Genomic DNA, 20,480 nt, shown 5'->3' on the forward strand with positions numbered 1-20,480 from the left:
ATCTCAGCCCAATCCTCCACTGACAACAACTCCCTTCTCCTCTCGGCTCATAAGCCGAGACTCAGACGAAGGGGGTCAAAATTCAGGCGTCGACACGGGGTCAGTTTTCAGGCGACGCCGACAGCCACCAGTGTGGCCGGGGGTTTAGTCGCGAGCGCGCTCTTCGGGCTGATCTGGAAACGCCTCAGCGACAACGAACCGGCTCCACCGAACCCTAAAGACCTGAGTCGCTCAGTTGGCACAGTCCTGCTAGGAGCAGGGCTGCAGGGGCTAGTTTTCGGCGTAGTGAAAGCGGCCGTTGACCGCGCAGGGGCCCACAGTTAGCAAGCGATCACGAACGAACCAGCACCCCGAGAGTCGCCGCTCGGCGTCGGATAGAGCTAGGGCTGGCAACGCATCTCACGCTTCGGCTGGAAACGCGGCCCGGATAAGCCGCATCTTCCACTAGCGAAATGTGATGTCAAGCCCTCGCAGTCCCGCGGCGCTTGTCACGCTGCCGGTCGACACGGCGCCCAGAAGTTGACGTCGCCGCCACCAACCCCAGCGCGTCCTCGGCAGCCAGTGGCGAGACGGCGGGACCGGCGGTCGGCGGCGAGGGCTAGCGCGAGCCACAGATCGCCGGGCTGACGGATCCGGCTACCTTGCATAGACTCGGCTTCGTACCGTCACGCGCGCCGGTTCAGCCTCAAGCCTCATGCGCAATCCGCCAGTGAGGGAGCCGGACCGTCATGAACCAACGCGAGAATCCCCGTCACGGCCTGATCGTCGCCGAAGGCGCCAGCGAGACCGCGGTCGTGCTATCGGCCGTCGGCACCATCGACATGTTGACCGCCCCGCAGCTCCAGACCCATGTCGACAGCGTACTGTCGCGCCGACCGTCGGCGTTCATCGTCGACCTGTCGCGGGTGGAATTCCTCGGTTCTGCCGGGATCAACGTGCTCGCAAATGCGCACAACCAGGCCGAGGACGTCGACTTTGGTGTTGTCGCGGACGGACCGGCGACTAGTCGTCCCCTGCGCCTGCTGGGCATCGACACGCTGATACCGATCTATCCCACGCTGGCCGACGCCGTCGACGCATTAGATACTGGCGAGAGCCGGACTGGCTGACCACCGGCGTCTCGTGCGCGAGACGGTCGATTGGCCGAAATCGCGTAAAAGACACGCACGCCGCGCGGCGCTGCCGAGGGCTGAGCGCACCGATCGGCTCCGCCGACAGTTCGCGAGCCGCGGTGTCATCGGGCAGGCCACAGGCCGGCTCGCGAAGGGCACCGCGTCAGAGCCGACCACGCATTCACCGTCCCCGGAACGCGTCCGAGAAATTCGACCTGGGGAGCGTGGCGGACCCAGGCATGTGCCCACTGCCACCGACGGTCCGCAGAGTCCCCAGCACGAAACAGCCAGTTGAGCCGTGGCGAGACCTGTTGGCGAACAATACTTTCGGTCCCGCGATCGAGACCCACTGTTGTTATCGACCTTGCGAAGACGACACCCATAGTTTCGCGGCGGTCAGTGTTGGCGATCATGAGGATTGGATCGCGACGGAGCGGGTAATACCCCCGGTGTTGGACGCATCACGCTAGCCCCGCGGGTGACCAGCCATGAATTTTGGAGTTTCTATGCCCCCCGCACGCAAGCCCGAGCAGTCCGCCCCCGCCAAAAAGAGTCCTACTGGCGCGCACGCCAATGGCTCCGACTCTGATCCGCGCGCCCAGCAGGGCTCGTATCTGACTACCGCACAGGGGCTTCGGCTGCCCGACACCGACCATTCGCTGAAGGCCGGCAGCCGCGGCCCCTCGCTGCTAGAGGATTTTCACCTGCGGGAGAAGATCACTCATTTCGACCACGAACGCATTCCCGAGCGTGTGGTGCACGCCCGCGGTGCCGCCGCGCACGGCGTCTTCGAGTCTTACGGCACGGCGTCGCCGTACACGCGGGCCGGTTTTTTGGGCCGCAAAGGCACCAAAACCGATGTGTTCTGCCGGTTCTCGACGGTCCTGGGTTCGCGCGGGTCAGCCGACACCGTCCGCGACACCCGCGGATTCGCGGTCAAGTTCTACACCGGCGAAGGCAACTTCGATCTCGTCGGTAACAACATCCCCGTCTTCTTTATCCAGGACGGCATCAAGTTCCCCGATGTCATTCACGCCGGTAAGCCCCAGCCCGATCGGGAGATTCCGCAAGCGCAGTCGGCTCATGACACGTTCTGGGATTTCGTCTCGCTGCACACCGAGGCCACCCACCACGTGCTGTGGAACATGAGCGATCGCGGTCTGCCCCGGTCGTATCGCACCATGGAAGGTTTTGGTGTGCACACCTTCCGGCTGTCCAACCGCCGCGGGAAGACCTTCCTGGCGAAGTTTCACTGGAAGCCGGTGGCCGGCGTGCATTCCCTGGTCTGGGAAGAGGCGCAATTGGCCGCCGGCTGCGACCCGGACTTTCACCGCCGGGACATGGCCGACGGCATCGAGGCGGGTGCTTTCCTGGAGTACGAATTCGGCATCCAGGTCATGCCCGACGACGGCACCGACACCTATGAGGGCATTGATCGGCTCGACGCGACCAAGCTGGTGCCTGAGGAGCTGGTGCCGGTCGAGCCGATCGGCAAGTTGACCCTAAACCGCAACCCCACCAACTATTTCGCCGAAACCGAGCAGGTCGCCTTCCACACCGGCAACCTGGTGCCCGGCATCGAACCCACTAACGACCCGCTCATGCAGGCTCGGCTGTTTTCCTACCTCGACACTCAGCTGACCCGGCTCGGCGGACCCAATTTTTCTCAGCTGCCGATCAACCGGCCGCACTGCCCGGTCAACGACATGCTGCGCGACGGTTTCCACCAGCACGCTGTGCACACGGGGCAGGCGCCGTACCGTCCCAACAGCATCGACGGCGGCGAACCCAATGTTGCGGCCGCCGACGAGGGCGGCTACGTGCAGACGCCTCGGCACATTGAGGGGCCAGCCGAACGGGCTCAGCCCGCAACATTCGACGATCATTTCACCCAACCGGCCCTGTTTTACCGCAGCTTGACCGAGATCGAGAAGATCCACATCATCGAGGCCTTCACCTTCGAGCTCGGCAAGTGCTACGAGCAGGCCATCAAAGAACGCGAACTGCAAGTGCTGGCTAATGTCGACACCGGGTTGTGCGCGCAGGTCGCCGCCGGTTTGGGATTGCCGGCACCGCAGGGACATCCGCCTGCGGAGGTGCCGCTGTCACCGTCGCTGTCGCAGATCGTCACCGAGCCGGGGCCGGTCGACGGACGCAAGGTCGGCATCATCGCCGACGTCGGCGCTGACCTGGCCGGAGTGGGCAAGCTCATCAAAGCCCTTCTTGAGCGCGGCGTCGTGCCATTGCTCACCGCCCCTGCAGGCGGGGAACTGAAGTCGGGCCGACGATCCGAGATCGTCGAGCGCACGTTGGTGACTGCGCGATCTATAGAATTCGACGCGGTTGTCGTGGCGGGTGGCACCACGCCAGATGTCCGGCATACTCCGTTGCTGCAGGAGGCTTTTCGGCACTGCAAGCCGATCGTGGCATGGGGAGACGGTCGAGCAGTCATCGAACATGCCGGTATCGACACCGACGCGCCCGGTGTGCAGTTCGGAGAGTCGGTCGACAAGAATTTCATCGGCCACCTGACCACCGCCTTGGGCCTGCACCGGGTCTGGGACCGCGCGCTCGCCGTACATGAGCCTGTCGCATTGCGCTGACTGCACCGTGCGATCAACGCACCCCGGCGACCATCGCGGGTTACATTCTCGACCGAAGGTGAGCGGATGACTCACGCCCGGCCGTTCACCCACGACGAACCCGGCACCGACGAATCGACGTGGCTGCTGGATGCGCGGTGGGACTCGGTGGCGCGACTGGCGCGCGACACCGTCCCGCGGCGCTATCCGCACGTCATGGTCATTGCGCCGCACCCGAACGACGAAACCTTGGCCCTCGGAACAACTCTGGCCGATCTCGCAGGCGGTGCGGCGACGGTCACCGTGATCATTACCACCTACGGTGGTGGCGGAGCGGGCTCCACCGAACGCCGCGTTGAAGGCGAGCGGGCGCTGAGCGCGTTGGGCGACCACATCCTGACGCACTGGTGGGACTTCCCCGACGGGGCTCTCGGCGGTGCCACCGACGCGATCATCGATCGCCTGAGTGACCGGATCGGCGCCCACTTTCTGCTGCTGGCACCAGTGGAGTGCGACGGCCACAGCGACCACGAGGCGGTCTCGGTGGCAGCAGAAGTCTGCGCCCGTGAGGGGCGCTGCGCTGCGCTGCTGCTCTACCCGGTGTGGCTGTGGCACTGGGCCACACCCGATGACGTCGACTTCGCGCGACAGCGCACCACCGCGCCGTCACTGCCGGCTATGAGCGCCAAGGATAGCGCCCTCAACTGTTATGTAAGCCAACTGAATTCGGCCGACGGCTCCCCCGTCATCGGGCCGGCGCTGCGCACCCGGGCCCGCCGTGTTATAGAGACGGTACTCATCCCGCTGCCGGCCGACCTGGCGGCGCGCGTCGACGGGCACATCGCCAAACCGCGTTCCCGCGCCGAGATCGCGCAGTCCTTCGACCCGATGCTTAACGACGGGGTCACCGACCCCTGGCGTTTGGACGCATCGGAATACGAGAAACGGCGATTGGCGCAGACCCTGGCGCGCCTGGGCCGCCCCCGCTACCACCGTGTCCTCGAAATCGGTTGTTCGACCGGTCAACTCGCTGAACGGCTACGTGCCCACGCCGACTATGCGGTGGGGCTGGACGCGAGCGACCGGGCACTGGATGCCGCGCGCGCGCACCGACGCGGTGCGTTGGATTGCCGGCACAGCGCCGGCGGACATACCGCGCGAACAGTTCGACCTCATCGTGTCTCCGAGGTCACCTACTTCCTCAATGGCCCTGATCTGTACGCGACGCTACGGGCCGTGCGCCGCCGACTGCGCCCCCGCGGCGAAATCCTGATCGCCAACTATGCCGCGCCGACCCAGGACACCCCGCTCGACGGGCCGACCGTGCACCGCCAGGCCGAGGCGGTCCTCGATCTGCCGATGCGGGCCCGCTACCAGGACGCCGATCTAACGATCCAGGCGTGGGGCGAACCAAGATCTCTCCACCAGGAGTACGGAGGTGTCTCATGACGTCGGTGCGCCACATGGCCGTCGTGGTGCCGGCCCGCGACGAGCAGGACCACATCGAGGCGTGCCTATTCAGCATCACCGCCGCGATCGCCGAACTGCGCCACCGCCATCCCGGCGTGACCTGCGATGCCACAGTCGTGCTGGATTGCTGCACAGATCAGACGGGCCCGTTGGCTCGCGCGCACGGCGCACGGACGGTTCGCAGCTGCGCCGGCCGGGTCGGAGCCGCCCGCCATGCCGGCGCGATCGATGCAATCACCCGCGCCCGCGAGGCCGGCATCCCCGCAGATGCAGTCTGGTTGGCCAACACCGACGCCGACACCATCGTGCCCGGGTCGTGGCTGACCACCCAATGGCAGTTCGCCAACACCGGCGCCGACGCCGTGATTGGAACCGTCACCCCCGATCGGCTCAACCGGCACGCGAATCGGCTGTGGCGGCAACGCCACCGCCTGGTCGAGGGACACGACCACATCCATGGGGCTAACCTCGGGCTGCGGGCCAGCACCTACCAGACGGTGGGCGGTTTCGCCGCGGTGTCGCTGCACGAGGACCTCGACCTCGTCGACCGGATCAAGGCCGGCGGCTACCGGTGGGAAGCGACGCATCAGACCACCGTCACGACGTCGGCGCGTACCGCGTCGCGTGTCGAGGGTGGATTCGCCAGTTACATCGCCGAACTCGGCCCAAAGGACTCATCATGCGCCTAGCCGTCTTGGGGCCGTCCCGTCATCCAGTGGTCGAGCCCTACGCGGGTGGTCAAGAACGCTTCACCGCCGACCTGACCCGCGGATTACGTGGCCGCGGCCATCACGTGGAGCTCTACGCGCTGCCAGGCAGTGACCCGGCACTCGCCGATCGCGTGCATGCGATGCCGGAACTACCGCCGTTGTCACTGGTGGCCTCCGGGGACCCGAACATGCCCGAGGAGATGTTTTTGCACGACCAGTTCGTGTATCTGGCCGCTGTACGGGATCTCCTGCGCCGCAAAGATTTCGACGCCATACTCAACTAAAGCCTGCATCAGCTGCCGCTAGCGCTGAGCCCGGTGTTCAACATGCCCGTTGTCACGACGCTGCACACACCGCCGTTTCCGTGGATGGAGATCGGCGCCTGGCTTGCCGGGTGCAGCGGCAACTTCGTCGCCGTCAGCGCCGCGATGCAGCAGATGTGGTCGACGCTGGCCGATGCCCAAGTGATCCGCAACGGCGTGGATCCGCGGCGTTTCCCTCCCAGCGCCGGTGGTGAAGCGCTGTGCCGGGTCGGGCGATTCACCCGCGAGAAGGGCGCCGACATCGCCGTGGGGGCGGCGCTGGCCGCCGGCCGCCCATTGCGGCTGGCGGGTCCGATCAGTGATCCGGCGTGGTTTGAGCGCGTGATCCGACCGTACCTGGGTGATGCGGTGAGCTATCTGGGCGCGCTGAGCGGCGTCGAACTGGCCGACCTGTACGGCACGAGCGCCGCTACCTTGGTGACGCCGCGCTGGGAAGAGCCATTTTGCTTGGTAGCGGCCGAATCTCAGATGTGCGGCACGCCGGTGGTCGGACTGCGCCGCGGCGGATTGCCGGAGGTGGTGGACGACGACGTCGGCCGACTGGTCGATCCCGGCCATGGCGCGGTCCAGCGACTCTCGGCCGCCCTCGCCGACGTCGTCGGCTTCGAGCGCGAGGCTGTCGGCGCCCAGGCGCGCGCTACCCTGTCGCTGGATCTGATGCTCGACGGCTACGAACAACTGCTCATGACGCTCGGTTGCGCCGACACCGGGGCCGGGCCCCGGTCAGACGCCGACGCGATGTTCTCGAGCGTGGCCTCGTAATCGGTCATTACATCCATCACAGCGGCTACGGCCGTCATCTCCACCGCGCACCGAGCGGCCTGCGATCACCTGGTGGCGGCTTTTAGCGTCGAAGACGCACACGAAGCGCCCGACGACGCCCCGGCGGCCGCTCCTCATGGCGGTGCCGGCCGGCGATGCTGGGGACCCGACCGCATAGGATCAGTCTTACCGTTGGGTGCAAGAGGCCGCCCGTCGCTGTCGGACCAGGTTCGACTAAACAGAGGTGCCGTGGACATGCCTTGCCCGCAATCCCCGCAATTTGCCGTCTCTGCGTACAGCATCCGCGAGGTGACGGTGCTGTCGGGCTCAGGCGACATCGACCTATCCACAGCACCCCTTCTCGCCGAACAATCCGCGCTTTCGCTGGCCGACCACCCGGCGGCGCTGGTCTTCGATCTCACCAAGGTCGACTTCATGGCGTCGGCCGGCCTTAAAGTGCTGATGAACGCTCAGCGTGCCGGCGCCGCGAAGGTGGTGGTCGTCGCCGACGGACGCGCCGTACGCCGACCCTTCGTGCTCGCGGGATCAGCCGGGTCATCCCTCTGTACACGTCGCTGAGCAATGCCCTGGCCGAGATGAGCACTGCTTCCGCGCAGCCCCCCGCGGACGATTCGACCGGCTCGGGCCCAGCGGCGTAACTCGCACCGTACGGTAGTCGACCCTGACTGAAATGACCGCGGCGCACGGCGATTACCGTTCTCCGTGGCCCGCCCCGCATAGGACCGCTTCCCTTGGATGAACAGGTGTCTTCGTTGACCCAGGACCTCATCAAAGTCAGTCGTTTGCGCGACGACGACGACGTCACCACAATGCTCGAGCGGTTGGTGGGGCGGGCGACGCGGACCATCCCGGGCTGCGACCACGTGGTCGTCACGGTACTAACCCCCGACAACACAAACTCGAGACCGTCGCCGGCGGCGAGGCGACCTCGCTGACACACACGGTGTCAGACCTTAAACCCTGGCACGGACCAATTTACGAAGCAGTGATTTACCGCGAGCCGAGGCGGGTCGACGACGCGCACACCGAGGAGCGCTGGGAGGGTTTCCGTGACCGTATGGCGCAGGCTGGTTTCCGCAGCTGTTTGGCGCTGCCGGTGCCCACTCAACGGCACCCCCGAGTCGGGTTCACTCTTCTGGCCGGCAGTCCGCACCAGTTCGGCGATCACGTTCTCGACCTCGTGTTGCTGTTTGCCCTGCAGGGAGGTGCCGCGGTGGACAACGCCGCGCTTTCCGGCGACGCCCGCCAGCTGATCGATCAGCTGCACGAAGCGCTGGCCACCCGCGAAACTATCGGCCGCGCCTAAGGCATTCTGATGCACCGTCTTCCTGCGACGAGGAAGCGGCCTTCGCTATTCTGCGACGTGTCTCCCAACAGCGCAACGTCAAAGTCCGCGACCTCGCTGCGCAAGTCCAGCACGCCCAGCGCGACGATGAGCTCGAATCAGTCCTGGCGCGATGGTCCGCCACCGAAGCCGCGACCCCGCCGCTGCTAGCCCACGGGCACCGCCGCAACCCGAACACCTAAGCGCCGATCTCGCCTGGGTTCGACGACGCGTAGGAAGGTTGCGACGAAGCGGGAGGGTAGAGCAAGTTGTTGCACCACAGGCGTTTAGCCGAACGTGTTGAGTGCTAAGCGGTTCTTCGAGGACGCGCACTGAATGTGAGTTTGCAACCGGCGGCCGTTCGCGGCGGAGACATCGATGGATTCCTGATGGCGATGAATACAACCCTGACAGCAACTAGTAGAGGTCAGCGGTGGCACGATTTTTGGCTCGGCGAGCTCGGCCAATGGCTGATCACTTGCGGTCTGCGGGTGGTCATGGTCGCGGTCGCCGCGATGCTCGCTGTCCGATTCGTCACCTGGGTATGCGGCCAGATCACCCATCAGCTCGACGAAGAATTTGTCGAGAGCGACGCCTTGGTCCGGTCGGAATCGTCCAAGCATCGCCAAGCGGTCGCGTCGGTCATTCAGTGGGTACTCATTGTGCTGATCGCGATCTGGGCGGTCGTCCGCATCGCCGACGTGCTCAACTTCTCGGTCAAGGGCATGGTCGCTCCGGCCACGGTCATTGGAGCCGCGCTGGGTTTCGGCGCTCAGCAGGTCGTCCGCGACATCCTGTCCGGGTTTTTCATCATCGCGGAAAAGCAGTACGGCTTCGGCGATTTGGTCACCCTGACCGTCGTGTCGGCCACCGAGGCCAGCGGAACGGTGGAAAACGTGACCCTGCGGGTGACGCGGCTGCGCTCACCCGACGGCGAAATGTTGACCATTCCGAACGGCCAGATCGTGATAGCGGTCAACGAATCCAAGGACTGGGCCCGCGCGGTGGTCGACATCCCGGTGTCCACGACCGCCGACCTGCACCGTGTTGCTGAGGTGCTACGCCAGGAATGCGAACGCGCACAGGACAACTCAGGATTGGGTGAATTGCTGCTGGATGCGCCCACCTTGATGGGTGTGGAGAGCATTCAGGTCGATACCGTCACCCTGCGGATGGTCGCCCGGACCCTGCCCGGCAAGCAGTTCGAAGCCGGCCGGCAGCTGCGTGTCCTGGTCATTCGGGCGCTGGCCCGCGCCGGCATCGTGACCGCGGCGGATGCCACCGTCGGGGTCGTCGGCGGCCCGGGCGCCGATGCGGCCGCAGCCCAACAGCACGCGTACGAGAATTCCCGCGAGGTTCAAAGCTGATGAAGGCGACACTCAATGTTCTGGAAAGCAGCGGCGAGACCGGTAAGCGCTGGCCGAAACGGGCCTGGAGGACGAACTCGAGCACCGTCTGCCGGGGGCGAAGTGGCGGATCGAGGTACACGAGGCCGCCTTGGTGCAGGCGCCAGCGTCGGATGCCGGCATCGTCGACGCCGCGCGGCGCCTGCTGCTCGACCGCGGCTGGAATGTGGTGGTGTTTCTGACCGATCTCCCGCTGCATGTTCACCGCCGCCCGGTGGTGGCGCACGCGAACCCGGTTCAGAACATGGCGATTGTGTCGGTTCCTGCGTTCGGCGCGCTGGGTGCGCGGCCCCGGATACGCGAGGCAGTCGTGCGTCTGCTGGAGCGCCTGATCGGCTCGCACCAGCGCGGCACCAATGACCGACGCGATGCGTCGCATCCGCGGCGGCTGTCGGTTCAGCGAGTGAAAAGAACTCGGCACCGGCACCGCCGACGGGGCGTTCGACGTTCACCGCGCGGGTGTTGTCGGGCAACCTCACACTGCTGGGCGGCATGGTGGCAGCCAACCAACCCTGGCAGTTGTCGTTGCGATTGTCCCGTGCATTGACGGGCGCGGTGGCGGTCGGGGTGTTCGGCCTGGTGTATTCCGACGTGTGGCGGCTGTCGGACGCCTTCGCCTGGCGGCGGCTGGCCGGCACCTCGCCGCTGTCAGTCGGGGCGACCGCCGCGACGCTGATCGTGGGGGCCGAACTCTGGGAACCTGGGGTCGCCGGGAGCGCGCAAGCAGGTGATGCTGTTCAACGTCGGTACGGTGCTGACTGTCATTATGTCGTGAGCGTGCTGTACCTGGCGTTGTATCTGCTGGCTCTCGGCACCGCCTTCTGGTTCGTGGTCCCGCAGATCTCCACCACCGCTGTGGGTCACGCGGCCTCGCTGCGCGATTACTTTCAGCTCGCCTGGTAGACCTGCTCGTTGGCGATGATCGGCGGCGCGCTGGGTGCGGCCCCCGAAACTGACGACGCAGTCCGCGACGCGGCTTACGTCTGCCGTCTGGACGCACGAACAGAACAGCAGGAAGCCGCTTAACGGCGCCTCTGACCGGTAGCTAGTGTGTGCACGGGTAGCTCGCGAAGAAACGTCGCACGGGAAGCCGCTTTCGTCACGAATTGATCACGATTTACTTGCGTGACGTTAAGGTTCCACCCTGGTTTCTTAGAAAAGTGATGCGGCGCAGAGCAATTGGTGTCACGCAATTCACAATAGAGGTCGTCAAAACCACTCGGTCGTCCCAGCCGGCTCAAATGATCTGCTGCGGAATCATTTTCGCCGATCGGACTGATACACGTTCAGGTACCGTGGGTTTCGCGGGGCGAGCAGTGTTCCCGACACATCTGCGATCTATTTCGGAGGACACCACCATGACAAAAACAAGCCTTACCGCCACCACGGCGCGGCGCGTTGCCGGTATCAGCGCAAGCCTTCTGGGCGGGGCCGTCGCTGCGGGGATCGTCGCGGCACCGGCGGCTATCGCCGCACCGGACTGCAGCCCCGACGGCGTTCACACCACCGTCTCATCGGCCACCGGTGCGGCGCAGCAGTATCTTGCCGCGCATCCAGACGCCAACCAGGTAGTGACGGCGGCCTACGGTCAGCCGCGCCCGCAGGCAGCATCGGATCTGCGCAGCTACTTCACCGCGCACCCCAATGAGTACTACGACCTGCGCGGCGTTCTGGCCCCGATCGGCGACACCGAACGGCAGTGCAATGTCACCGCACTGCCCCCCGGTCTGGAGTCGGCATACCAGGAGTTCATGGCCGGCTGATGTTGTCGCGAACGGCCACGTCCCGGTGCCGGGGCGGGCCGTTCGCTGACGATCCACGCTCGAGATCCCATTTCTAACGTCCTAGACGAAGGCCTTCACGGGCAAGAACAGCGTGCCTAGTACGTCTGGAGCGCAACATGTCTGGGTAGACAGCGGCAGATGAGTGCCACCACGGTTTTGGTCATCGACATGATGAACAGCTACCAGCACGATGACGCCGAACTGCTGATACCCAGTGTCGAGAAGATCATCAATCCTGTCACCGACCTGGTTCAGCGTGCGCGCGATTCCCGCGACGTGGACCTGGTCTACGTCAACGATAACTACGGCGACTTCGCTTCCGGCTTTACCGACATTGTCCGAACCGCCTGCGAGGGAGCGCGCCCGGACCTGGTTGAGCCGATCGTGCCGGCTGAGGGCAATCCCGTTCTGACCAAAGTTCGCCACAGCGCGTTCTATGCGACGTCGGTGGCTTACTTGCTGCGCAGGTTGGAAACTCAGCGCCTCATTTTGGTCGGCCAAGTCACAGAGCAGTGCATCCTCTACACCGCGCTGGATGCTTACATACGCCACATCCCAGTCGTCGTTCCGAGAGACGGCGTCGCCGGCATTCACGCTGAGCTGTCGACGGCAGCGCTGAAGATGATGCAAGCGAACATGGCCGCTGAGTTGACGTCGGCGGCAGACTGCCTCGGCTGATTCACGATGTTTGCGCGACTCTCTACCGGGTACAGCGATTGCTGGTGCAGCTTTTCACGCCGTGCCATTCTGCGAACTACAGCCCCTGGTTCGATATATCGCGAGCTTAAGCCGCTGGTTCGCGCTGCAAACCCTGGTGTCGCACCGGGTTTCGCCATGCCTTGGAGGCGCGCATGTTCATTCACAATAAGGATTTACAGTTCGAGGTTCGAGTCGGCGCACCTGACCCGCGGTTCGCCTCACTGCTGATGGAACAGTTCGGCGGTGCCAACGGAGAACTCACCGCGGCACTGCAGTATTTCACCCAGGCCTTCGTGCTGCGTCAGAAAAATCCCATGATGTATGACCTGTTCATGGATATCGCGACCGAAGAATTGAGCCACCTCGAGATGGTGGGATCGATGATCACGATGCTGCTCGACGGATTGAACGACGACCTGAAACTTGCTCACCAGCATTGTGATTGGATGCCGGCGGTCGCGAGCCGCGATGGCCGCGAGCAAGCCATTCATCAGGTCGCGGTGAACCCGATGTTTCTCGTTCTCAGCGGCGGGGGCCCAGACGTCAAAGACTCCGCCGGCAACAACTGGACCGGGGCGTTCATCGACGCCAACGGCGACCCGACTATTGACCTGCGCAACAACCTGGCCGCCGAATCGCGGGCGAAGGTCGTCTACGAGTATCTCAAGCAATTCACCGACGATCCCGGAGTTCAGGACACTCTGACCTTCCTGATGAGTCGCGAAGTGGCTCACTACCAGCAATTCACGGCCGCCCTGAACGAATTGCCGGTCAACTTCCCACCCGCAACGTTGGCAGGAGACAACCGCTTTCAGAACGTGGCGTTCAACATGTCTAACGGCGGAGGCGAGTCGGTCCGCGGACCCTGGAACCAAGGTCAAGGACCGTGGCCGGATGGCACCGAATGGAACTACATCGACAAGCCCGAACAGCAGTGGTTGGGCACCGACATCCGTCAGAACACCGGTGCCGAGCACAACCCGTCGGGTTCACCGGCCGTCGACGGTGACAAGCCGTTCACCCACGAGCACCGCGTACCGACCACCTAAACGTTCCCGACCTGTGCTGTCTCGTCCCGGGCCTGTGCGCCCGGGACGCGGCGGCCTCCTAATCGGTAAAGGACCCCACCATGGATGCGCTTACTTTCCTACGCGACGACCACAAGAGCGTGTTGGGCCTGCTCGAAAGGCTTGACCAAGCACCGACCGCGGAAGGCAGCCGAGTCAGCGGCTTGGACTCGATGGTCACCACCCTCATCATCGCGGAGTCGCAGCACGAAGCCATCGAAGAGCAGTGGTTTTGGCCAGCTGTCCGCCGAGCTCTCGATGACGGTGATGCATTGGCGGACAAAGCCATTCAGCAGGAGCAAGAGGGCAAAAGGCTTTTGCAGCAGCTGAAGGACTCTCAGCCCGGGCAGCCGCACTACCAGGAGGCGTTGCAGGCGTTTGTCGCTGCCGGCCGCGCGCATATCGACTTCGAACAAAACGAGGTGTTCCCGAAATTCGAGGCCGCGGTCAGTCGCGACGAACTCGAAAAGATCGGCCGACAACTCGAAACGGCGAAAAAGGTTGCGCCGACTCGACCGCATCCTGGCACACCACCGAGTTCTCTACTGCTGAAAACCGCGGGCATGCTGGTGGCGGTTGTTGATCACGTGCGCGATGCGCTGACCGGTAGGACGAGCAAGAACCCACCCGATCCCCAGATGCACTGACAGGACCGGACAGCCAGCACCGACGATTGTGAAGCAACGTCACTGGCCGGCCGTCGGCAGAGCGAACCGTTGGAATAAGTCTACGGTTGCGGCACACTCTGATCGGTGATCGTCGACGTGAGGAGATTGGTATGACGGACAAATCACGCGAAGCGGCCAGCTCGCTGGTCGTCACGCGAGACACGTCGGCGAGCTGCAGCCAGGTGTGGGCGACGATGGCGGACGGGTGGACCTACTCGCAGTGGGTGGTCGGTAACAGCCGGATGCGCGCGGTCGACCCCCACTGGCCCGAAGTCGGTAGCACGATCCGCCACTCGATCGGCGTGTGGCCGCTGCTTCTCGATGACGTCACCGTTGTCAAGGACTGTCAACCATTGCAGCAGCTGGTGTTGCTGGCCAAAGGGCGGCCGTTCGGTAAGGCGCGAATCACGATGCGGCTGTACGCCAACGACGGCGGCGGCTGCCGCATCGAGATGGCTGAAGTGCCCGTCGGCGCCCCGATGGGGTGGGTGCCCAAACGGCTGGCACTGGCCGCAGCGTTCCCTCGCAATCGGGAATGCACCTGGCGCCTAGCGGCGATCGCCGAACGGCGGGCACCCGAAGAGCTCGACCAGTGACACAGTGAGCGACAGCGCGGACGCCGTCGTCATCGGCGCCGGGCACAACGGTTTGGTGGCCGCCGCCATACTCGCGGACGCAGGATGGGACGTCCTCGTGCTGGAAGCGCAAGCCGCGCCAGGCGGTGCGGTCAAAAGCGCCGAGCTGGTGCCCGGCTACATCAGTGACCTGTACAGCGCCTTCTATCCACTGTCGGTGGCTTCGCCCGCCCTGCGGGAACTTCGGCTGGAAGATCACGGCCTGCAGTGGTCGCACGCTCCCGCGGTCGTCGGCCACGCACGCGACAGCGCCGATGAGGATGCGCCGGTCATCTATCGCGACGTTGACCACACCGCAACAGAATTGGACCGCCGCAGTCGAGGCGACGGTCAGCGGTGGTGTGATCTGTTCGAGCAGTGGGAACGAATCAAGAAGCCGCTGCTGGAGACGTTGTTCGCACCCTTCCCGCCATTGCGCGGCCCGCTGGGTCTACTGCGGAGCCTCGGCACCGCCGACGCGCTGCGGCTGGCCCATCTGCTGTTGCTGCCCGCCGGAGTCATGGCGGAACAGTTTTTCACGGGGGAGGCGGCGCGATTGCTGTTGTTAGGCAACGCAATGCACGCCGATGTGCCCATCGATGCCCCGGCCAGCGGGGTGATGGGGTATCTGCTGATCATGATGGCCCAAGATGATGGGTTCCCGGTGCCGGTGGGTGGAGCTGGACAGCTGACGGCGGCGCTGGTGCGGCGCGCTGAGTCCGCCGGGGCCCGCGTCGAGTGCGGCCGCCCGGTCACCTCGATCAGTGTCAGTGGCGACCGCGCAACCGCGGTTCGCACCGCTGACGGTGGGCTAATCCGGTGTCGGCGGGCTGTCATCGCGGATACGTCCGCGCCGGACCTGTATCAGCGGCTGCTACCCGCCGAGTCACTGCCGGCGAGTTTGCGACGGGGCTTGAAGCGTTTCGTCTGGGACACACCGGTGCTCAAAATTAACTACGCCTTGGACGCACCGATTCCGTGGCGTTCCGGGAGCCTTCGCGACGCGGGGACAGTGCATTTGGGCGCCGACCACGACGGGTTGATCCGCTGGATGGCCGACTTGAACACCCGCACCGTGCCCGAGCATCCTTTCCTGTTGTTCGGGCAAATGACAACCTCTGATCCGACGCGATCGGCTGTGGGCACCGAAAGTGCTTGGGCGTACACCCATTTGCCGCGCGGAATGGCCGACGACGACTCCGCTGAGCGGCTGGCGGAGCGCGTCGATGATATCCTAGAAGCGCACGCCCCCGGCTTCGGCGCCCATGTCGTCGGCCAGGTGACGCAGCGCCCCTCGGATCTGGAACACAGCGACGCGAACCTGCACACCGGCGCCGTCAACGGCGGCACGTCGCAGCTGTTCCAACAGGTGATCTTTCGGCCGGCACCAGGATTCGGGCGCGCGGAAACACCCGTGGCGAACGTGTTCCTGGGAAGCGCGGGCGCATCACCCGGGGGTGGTGTGCACGGAATGTGCGGACGCAACGCTGCGCGCGCCGCGCTGGCGGCCGACGGCGCGACTGGCTGGCCCCGCCGTCGCCTTATTCACGCGGTGCAGCACCTGCTGACGCGGTAGGGCGGGGGGATGGGTCGTGCGCCGCAGCGACCCACCGCGGTCGTCACTGGTGCAGCGTGGGGCAGCGGGCGATGATGTCGGCGGCGACCGAGGAGATCCGGCCCCCGGACGCGTAAGCGTACGCGCGTAGCCGGTCCACTCCCTCGTCCGCACTGACACCGAGCTGAACGGCGGTGATGCCGCCGGCTACGTGAATCTGCGCACAGGTGAACGGGTTGACGGGTTTGCTGAAAGCCCCCGTCGTGGCGGGCGGAGACGGCGTCGAAGGCTTGGGCGACGTCGTCGAATCGGGCCACGTGGTCCCGCCAATTCGACAATAGTTGTCGGGCGATCCTCTGCGTGCACGCCGAGTGGCTTCGCGCGCGGGTGAGCGAGTCCAACGCGTTTACCCGGCCAGGGATGTCGGCTCGGTCGGTTAACGCGCAGCTCCGTTTCGATCTCGATGATGACGCGATGACCTCACCGCACGCCCTGCCCGGACTACCGAATCGGCTCGCCCGATACGCCAGTTGCGGCGTCGACGTACGGGTGCACGCCGCGTTCAGCGACGCCGAGCTTAACCAGTAACTCAACGACATCGACGTCCTGGTGCTGGCCTACCGCTTCGGCACGCACTCCGGATGGGTGGAGATTTGTTACGACGCCGGCGTACGAGTCGTGACCCCAGACTGCGGACATTTCAGCGAGCAGAAAAGTGTGCGCGTCTACCGGTTGATGAACATGCGGCCGGATCGAGCCAGCCTGCTAGCCGCTGTCGGCACGGCGATCGCCGCTGCGCACGCAGACGACGGCGCCGAAGATCCGCGGCGACGCCAGTTGCGCGCCCGACAGCGGCGCCGCGTCCGCCTCGAGCACGCCGACATCTACCGCCGCTGGGTTTCTTCGAAGCGAAAGCATTGTGCGCAAGTGAATTACATCTCAGATAAGTTGATCGGCGCGTGCCTGAGCTCAGTCCGCGTTGTGGCTGTACTGCCGTCGGCTGCGCGGTCGCTGAGTAGGCGTCCACCGCGATCTTCGTCCGGCGACAGTAAAGGCCGAACAGGCCTCTGCCGATTCGTTTAGGTCCCCACGTCGTCGGGCACTACAGGTCGATGTCCAACGACGATGTAGTGCGCTGCGTGGTCACCGGTGCCAGCGGGTACATCGGTCGCCAGCTGATCCCGCGGCTGCTAGACGCCGGATACGCGGTTCGCGCGCTCGCCCGCACGCCGAGCAAGTTGCAGGACGCGGCATGGCACTCCGAGGTCGAAATTGTCCGCGGTGATCTCACCGACCCCGATTCGCTGACGACTGCTTTCGACGGTGCCAGCGTGGTGTACTACCTAGTGCACTCGATGGGGTCATCGCGCGATTTTGTCGAGACCGAAAGACGTTCAGCGCAGAACGTTGTCAAAGCGGCCCGCGAAGCGGGCGTGGGCCGCATCGTGTATCTGTCGGGCCTGCACCCTGACGGCGCCCTGTCCGCGCATCTAGCCTCCCGCCAGGCAGTGGGCGACATCCTGATCGAATCCGGTATTCCGACCGTGGTGTTGCAGGCCGGCATCGTCATCGGCGCTGGATCCGCGTCGTTCGAGATGATCCGGCATTTGACGGACCGGCTGCCGGTGATGACGACCCCGAAGTGGGTCCGCAACCGCATACAACCCATCGCCGTCGACGATGTGGTGCACTACCTGCGCGAGGCCGCGACAGCTCCAGTTCCCGGAGCGCGGACCTGGGATATCGGTGGTCCCGATGTGCTGGAATACGCCGACGCCATGCAGGTGTACGCCGAGGTTGCGGGTCTGCGCAAACGGGTGATCGTCGCGTTGCCGCTCCTGACTCCCTCGATCGCGAGCTGGTGGGTGGGTCTGGTGACGCCCATTCCGTCGGGACTGGCCCGTCCACTCGTTGAGTCTCTGGAGTATGACGCGGTGGCCCGGGAGCATGACATCGACGCCGTCATCGGCCCGCCCGCAGCGGGACTGACCGCCTACCGCGAATCGGTGATCGACGCGCTCGGCGCAGACCACCGCGGGGGGAAACGTCTGGCCCGGTGGGAGTCCGCCCCGCAACTGTGAACCGCTGACGTCGTTCGCGATGCGCAGCTGCGAAGTGCGCGGGAGTCAACGTCATTCGGTGCGCGGCGCTAGTCTCGGTTCGGTTAGGCCGCCGCGGCCAGTTGCCGCGGGGGGTTGGCCTGCTCGTCGATGACGGCGTGAATGAAACGCATCTTGTTTTGCACAGCTGACGGCAACACGAACGGGTAGAGGTCGTCTTTGCCCATCGAGCGGTTGACCATGTTGAGCGCCCAGGCCAGCGGCAGCCACATGGCGATCATGGTGTCGAAGCCACGGCGGCCCACGAAGCGACGCTCGTAGGTCCCCGCGGCGGAGGCGAAGCTGAAGGCGGCTGCTGTATCGAGGGTGTCGCGGATGTGAAGGTAGTGGGCGAAGGTCTCGGCCCAATCTTCGGCGGCGTGCATGGTGGCGTAGGACGAAATGTGTTCGCGCTGCCACCCGTGCGGCGGGCCTTGACCGTAGTGCCGGTCCAAGGCGGTCTGATAGTCGGCATTGGGATCACCGAATAGCGCATGAAATTGCGCCAGATTCATCGGGGACGGCTCGATAAGACGATAAAAGTAGTAGTGGCCGATCTCGTGGCGACAGTGACCCAGTAGCGTGCGGTACGGCTCGTCCATCTCCACGCGCAGTTGCTCGCGGTGTACGTCGTCACTCTCGGCGAGGTCCAACGTGATAATTCCGCCGGCGTGGCCGGTAACGACTTTCTGCTCAGCGCTGGACAGCAGGTCGAACGCCAGCCCGAAGTCGGGGTCCGCGACTCGGTCCAAGATGGGCAGCCGTAGCTCCCGCAATTCGACGATCAGGCGCCGTTTGGCCTTCTCGGCGGCCGCGAAGGCAGCCAGCGCGGCGCGGTCTGCATCACACGGACGGGTTCGAGTCAACGCGCACGATTGACACAGCTGACGGACCGTGCGCACCGGAACCAGCCAGTTGCACTGCGCGACATGGCGATTAGCGCACCACTCGTACTGGTCGGCCGCAACGGTGCCCGGTGCGGCCGTGTATCCGTCCCCGATCACCAGCAGCGCCATCTCGTCGAGGGAAAAGCCGAGCCGCCCACCACACGCCAGGCACGCCGAGTTCTCGAAAGCCAGCCGCTGCCCGCAATTAGGGCAGATGAAATCGCGCATGGCCCCAGTCCTCTCGCTGTGTGGGGAGCTACGGGCCGCCCGCTCGCTGTTGCTTCAGCACCGTGCCGCGGTAGACAGTGCCCTCGTCGGCGGTCGGCCAAACATCCAAAGCAGCCGAGCGCTTGCCTTTTTCGAGCGAACGGCTGTATCCGTCTTGGGTGGGCGGAAACCTCAACCGCCGGGGTCGCGAAAAGTCGGGCCTCGCGAGCGCGATCAGCCGGTGGTTCGCCGACGCTCAGATATGTCCGTCGGACGCACCGGCCAGGCTCGCGCCAGTTCAGCGGTCACGATGGCCGGGTGATCATTCATCGGCTCGAGCAACAGTCCCGACCAGATGTCGCCGAGAGAGACGTGGGCGATTGACTGGACGTGGTGACGCAGCACGGCCCGCGCCATCTGGTCTCGGTACAGCTCACTGCCGAGCTGTCCCGGTTTCGGATAGACAACCCATGCGAGGCGGCCGTCGCGGGCGGCGGTGTAGGCCGCACCCAGCAATCCGAGATGTCGGCGCCGCGTCACGAATCCCAGGACCACGTCCGCGCGCTCGGGATCCACCTGCTCGGTCCCGAGAAACAGCGAGACGAGTTGGGCCGGTGCATTGATGAACGACACGCGATGCTCCGGGTGGATGCGCAGCCGCCGCAAGAGCTCGGCAGGGACGGTCAGCGCCGCATCCACCGTGGGATAGAGCGTGACGGCCTCGCGCAAGTCGGTCAGTTGCGCAAGTTTGGCCGTGATTGCCTGGTCGCTGACCAACCGTACATCTATTCCGCGACGCCGACAGCCCGCCGCCTGCTGCGCTACCGCCAAGAGCGCGCCGGTCGCGACGAAGCTCATGTCGCGTATGTCGATGACGAGCGGACCGGGGGCATTGGTGGCTGCGGCGGTGGTGGCCAACAGTGTGCGCCACGCATCGAAATTGCTGCTATCGAGTTCGCCGACGGCGTGCACGACGAATGCTGAGCCGACTCGTTGAATGTCGGCCTGCAACGATGTCGGTCGCCCACGTCGGTCAGTGGCGCGCGCCTCGGACAGCGGCTCGAAGGTCGAATGGGATGACGTCACACGTACTCCCGAGCTGGCGGCGCTGGTGCGCGCCGGACGATCATTGCCCTGACGGCTGAAGGCAGACGGTGCTCCGTCCGTGATAGCAAAGTTCGGCCTGGCAC

Annotated in this window: 21 protein-coding genes and 1 pseudogene; 19 read left to right on the top strand and 3 right to left on the bottom strand. The window is 65.0% G+C overall.

Going from position 1 to position 20,480, the window contains the following annotated elements; translation table 11 throughout:
- The first annotated feature begins 132 nt into the window (after positions 1 to 132).
- The 18 genes and pseudogenes from CYU59_RS27830 (at position 133) to CYU59_RS27910 (ending at position 16,118) form a co-directional block, all read left to right on the top strand.
- Positions 133 to 324, top strand: coding sequence for a DUF4235 domain-containing protein (locus tag CYU59_RS27830; protein ID WP_293004543.1), 192 nt, complete (start codon positions 133 to 135; stop codon positions 322 to 324).
- Between the two features lie 404 nt (positions 325 to 728).
- Entirely contained in the window at positions 729 to 1,109 is a 381-nt protein-coding gene (locus CYU59_RS27835) for an STAS domain-containing protein (protein ID WP_293004505.1), read from the top strand.
- Positions 1,110 to 1,618: 509 nt separating this feature from the next.
- A complete protein-coding gene (locus CYU59_RS27840) occupies positions 1,619 to 3,715 on the top strand; it encodes a catalase (protein ID WP_293004506.1) in 2,097 nt (698 codons plus the stop codon).
- 66 nt (positions 3,716 to 3,781) lie between these two features.
- Positions 3,782 to 5,143 carry a PIG-L family deacetylase gene (locus CYU59_RS27845; RefSeq protein WP_293004507.1) on the top strand — a complete coding sequence of 454 codons (1,362 nt, stop codon included), beginning with the start codon at positions 3,782 to 3,784 and terminating at the stop codon, positions 5,141 to 5,143.
- A complete protein-coding gene (locus tag CYU59_RS27850; RefSeq protein WP_293004508.1) occupies positions 5,140 to 5,853 on the top strand; it encodes a glycosyltransferase in 714 nt (237 codons plus the stop codon). The genes CYU59_RS27845 and CYU59_RS27850 overlap by 4 nt, the downstream gene beginning before the upstream one ends.
- Positions 5,844 to 6,158, top strand: coding sequence for a glycosyltransferase (locus CYU59_RS27855; RefSeq protein WP_293004509.1), 315 nt, complete (start codon positions 5,844 to 5,846; stop codon positions 6,156 to 6,158). Before CYU59_RS27850 ends, CYU59_RS27855 begins: the two co-directional genes overlap by 10 nt.
- A 42-nt stretch (positions 6,159 to 6,200) precedes the next feature.
- Entirely contained in the window at positions 6,201 to 6,959 is a 759-nt protein-coding gene (locus CYU59_RS27860) for a glycosyltransferase (RefSeq protein ID WP_293004510.1), read from the top strand.
- A 255-nt stretch (positions 6,960 to 7,214) separates the two neighbouring features.
- Entirely contained in the window at positions 7,215 to 7,538 is a 324-nt protein-coding gene (locus CYU59_RS27865) for an STAS domain-containing protein (protein ID WP_293004511.1), read from the top strand.
- A gap of 385 nt (positions 7,539 to 7,923) precedes the next feature.
- Positions 7,924 to 8,286 (top strand): GAF domain-containing protein, encoded by a 363-nt coding sequence (locus tag CYU59_RS27870; RefSeq protein WP_363115416.1) that lies wholly within the window; start codon positions 7,924 to 7,926, stop codon positions 8,284 to 8,286.
- Positions 8,287 to 8,318: 32 nt separating this feature from the next.
- Positions 8,319 to 8,507: pseudogene (locus tag CYU59_RS29125) on the top strand (ANTAR domain-containing protein); the annotation flags it as partial.
- A 186-nt stretch (positions 8,508 to 8,693) separates the two neighbouring features.
- Positions 8,694 to 9,671 carry a mechanosensitive ion channel family protein gene (locus CYU59_RS27875; RefSeq protein WP_293004545.1) on the top strand — a complete coding sequence of 326 codons (978 nt, stop codon included), beginning with the start codon at positions 8,694 to 8,696 and terminating at the stop codon, positions 9,669 to 9,671.
- 498 nt (positions 9,672 to 10,169) lie between these two features.
- Positions 10,170 to 10,613: a hypothetical protein gene (locus tag CYU59_RS27880; protein WP_293004513.1), complete on the top strand. Its 444-nt coding sequence runs from the start codon at positions 10,170 to 10,172 to the stop codon at positions 10,611 to 10,613.
- 455 nt (positions 10,614 to 11,068) lie between these two features.
- Positions 11,069 to 11,473 carry a heme-binding protein gene (locus CYU59_RS27885; RefSeq protein ID WP_293004514.1) on the top strand — a complete coding sequence of 135 codons (405 nt, stop codon included), beginning with the start codon at positions 11,069 to 11,071 and terminating at the stop codon, positions 11,471 to 11,473.
- A 159-nt stretch (positions 11,474 to 11,632) separates the two neighbouring features.
- Positions 11,633 to 12,172, top strand: a complete 540-nt coding sequence (locus tag CYU59_RS27890) for an isochorismatase family cysteine hydrolase (RefSeq protein ID WP_293004515.1) — start codon at positions 11,633 to 11,635, stop codon at positions 12,170 to 12,172.
- Positions 12,173 to 12,345: 173 nt separating this feature from the next.
- Entirely contained in the window at positions 12,346 to 13,242 is an 897-nt protein-coding gene (locus CYU59_RS27895) for a manganese catalase family protein (protein ID WP_293004516.1), read from the top strand.
- A gap of 80 nt (positions 13,243 to 13,322) precedes the next feature.
- Positions 13,323 to 13,907 carry a hemerythrin domain-containing protein gene (locus CYU59_RS27900; protein ID WP_293004517.1) on the top strand — a complete coding sequence of 195 codons (585 nt, stop codon included), beginning with the start codon at positions 13,323 to 13,325 and terminating at the stop codon, positions 13,905 to 13,907.
- Positions 13,908 to 14,038: 131 nt separating this feature from the next.
- Positions 14,039 to 14,524, top strand: coding sequence for an SRPBCC family protein (locus CYU59_RS27905; RefSeq protein WP_293004518.1), 486 nt, complete (start codon positions 14,039 to 14,041; stop codon positions 14,522 to 14,524).
- Positions 14,525 to 14,528: 4 nt separating this feature from the next.
- On the top strand, positions 14,529 to 16,118 hold the full coding sequence (locus CYU59_RS27910) for an NAD(P)/FAD-dependent oxidoreductase (RefSeq protein WP_293004519.1): 1,590 nt from the start codon (positions 14,529 to 14,531) through the stop codon (positions 16,116 to 16,118).
- A 744-nt stretch (positions 16,119 to 16,862) separates the two neighbouring features.
- On the opposite strand, the gene CYU59_RS27915 is transcribed toward CYU59_RS27910, so the two are convergent.
- A complete protein-coding gene (locus CYU59_RS27915; protein WP_293004520.1) occupies positions 16,863 to 17,015 on the bottom strand; it encodes a hypothetical protein in 153 nt (50 codons plus the stop codon).
- A 194-nt stretch (positions 17,016 to 17,209) separates the two neighbouring features.
- On the opposite strand from CYU59_RS27915, the gene CYU59_RS27920 reads away from it, so the two are divergent.
- The gene (locus tag CYU59_RS27920) at positions 17,210 to 18,178 is read left to right on the top strand and encodes an NAD(P)H-binding protein (protein ID WP_293004521.1); all 969 of its coding nucleotides are present in this window, start codon (positions 17,210 to 17,212) and stop codon (positions 18,176 to 18,178) included.
- Between the two features lie 83 nt (positions 18,179 to 18,261).
- On the opposite strand, the gene CYU59_RS27925 is transcribed toward CYU59_RS27920, so the two are convergent.
- Positions 18,262 to 19,311: a putative zinc-binding metallopeptidase gene (locus CYU59_RS27925; RefSeq protein ID WP_293004522.1), complete on the bottom strand. Its 1,050-nt coding sequence runs from the start codon at positions 19,309 to 19,311 to the stop codon at positions 18,262 to 18,264.
- Positions 19,312 to 19,524: 213 nt separating this feature from the next.
- On the bottom strand, positions 19,525 to 20,376 hold the full coding sequence (locus CYU59_RS27930) for an anti-sigma factor antagonist (protein WP_293004523.1): 852 nt from the start codon (positions 20,374 to 20,376) through the stop codon (positions 19,525 to 19,527).
- Between the last annotated feature and the right edge of the window lie 104 nt (positions 20,377 to 20,480).

This window comes from Mycobacterium sp. (genome assembly GCF_002863225.1).
Classification (GTDB): domain Bacteria; phylum Actinomycetota; class Actinomycetes; order Mycobacteriales; family Mycobacteriaceae; genus Mycobacterium.

Coding starts and splice junctions, on each gene's coding strand:
- CYU59_RS27835 (WP_293004505.1), top strand. CDS start 729: ATGAACCAACGCGAGAATCCCCGTCACGGCCTGATCGTCGCCGAAGGC.
- CYU59_RS27840 (WP_293004506.1), top strand. CDS start 1,619: ATGCCCCCCGCACGCAAGCCCGAGCAGTCCGCCCCCGCCAAAAAGAGT.
- CYU59_RS27845 (WP_293004507.1), top strand. CDS start 3,782: ATGACTCACGCCCGGCCGTTCACCCACGACGAACCCGGCACCGACGAA.
- CYU59_RS27850 (WP_293004508.1), top strand. CDS start 5,140: ATGACGTCGGTGCGCCACATGGCCGTCGTGGTGCCGGCCCGCGACGAG.
- CYU59_RS27855 (WP_293004509.1), top strand. CDS start 5,844: ATGCGCCTAGCCGTCTTGGGGCCGTCCCGTCATCCAGTGGTCGAGCCC.
- CYU59_RS27860 (WP_293004510.1), top strand. CDS start 6,201: ATGCCCGTTGTCACGACGCTGCACACACCGCCGTTTCCGTGGATGGAG.
- CYU59_RS27865 (WP_293004511.1), top strand. CDS start 7,215: ATGCCTTGCCCGCAATCCCCGCAATTTGCCGTCTCTGCGTACAGCATC.
- CYU59_RS27875 (WP_293004545.1), top strand. CDS start 8,694: ATGGCGATGAATACAACCCTGACAGCAACTAGTAGAGGTCAGCGGTGG.
- CYU59_RS27885 (WP_293004514.1), top strand. CDS start 11,069: ATGACAAAAACAAGCCTTACCGCCACCACGGCGCGGCGCGTTGCCGGT.
- CYU59_RS27890 (WP_293004515.1), top strand. CDS start 11,633: ATGAGTGCCACCACGGTTTTGGTCATCGACATGATGAACAGCTACCAG.
- CYU59_RS27895 (WP_293004516.1), top strand. CDS start 12,346: ATGTTCATTCACAATAAGGATTTACAGTTCGAGGTTCGAGTCGGCGCA.
- CYU59_RS27900 (WP_293004517.1), top strand. CDS start 13,323: ATGGATGCGCTTACTTTCCTACGCGACGACCACAAGAGCGTGTTGGGC.
- CYU59_RS27905 (WP_293004518.1), top strand. CDS start 14,039: ATGACGGACAAATCACGCGAAGCGGCCAGCTCGCTGGTCGTCACGCGA.
- CYU59_RS27915 (WP_293004520.1), bottom strand. CDS start 17,015: ATGCTTTCGCTTCGAAGAAACCCAGCGGCGGTAGATGTCGGCGTGCTC.
- CYU59_RS27920 (WP_293004521.1), top strand. CDS start 17,210: ATGTCCAACGACGATGTAGTGCGCTGCGTGGTCACCGGTGCCAGCGGG.
- CYU59_RS27925 (WP_293004522.1), bottom strand. CDS start 19,311: ATGCGCGATTTCATCTGCCCTAATTGCGGGCAGCGGCTGGCTTTCGAG.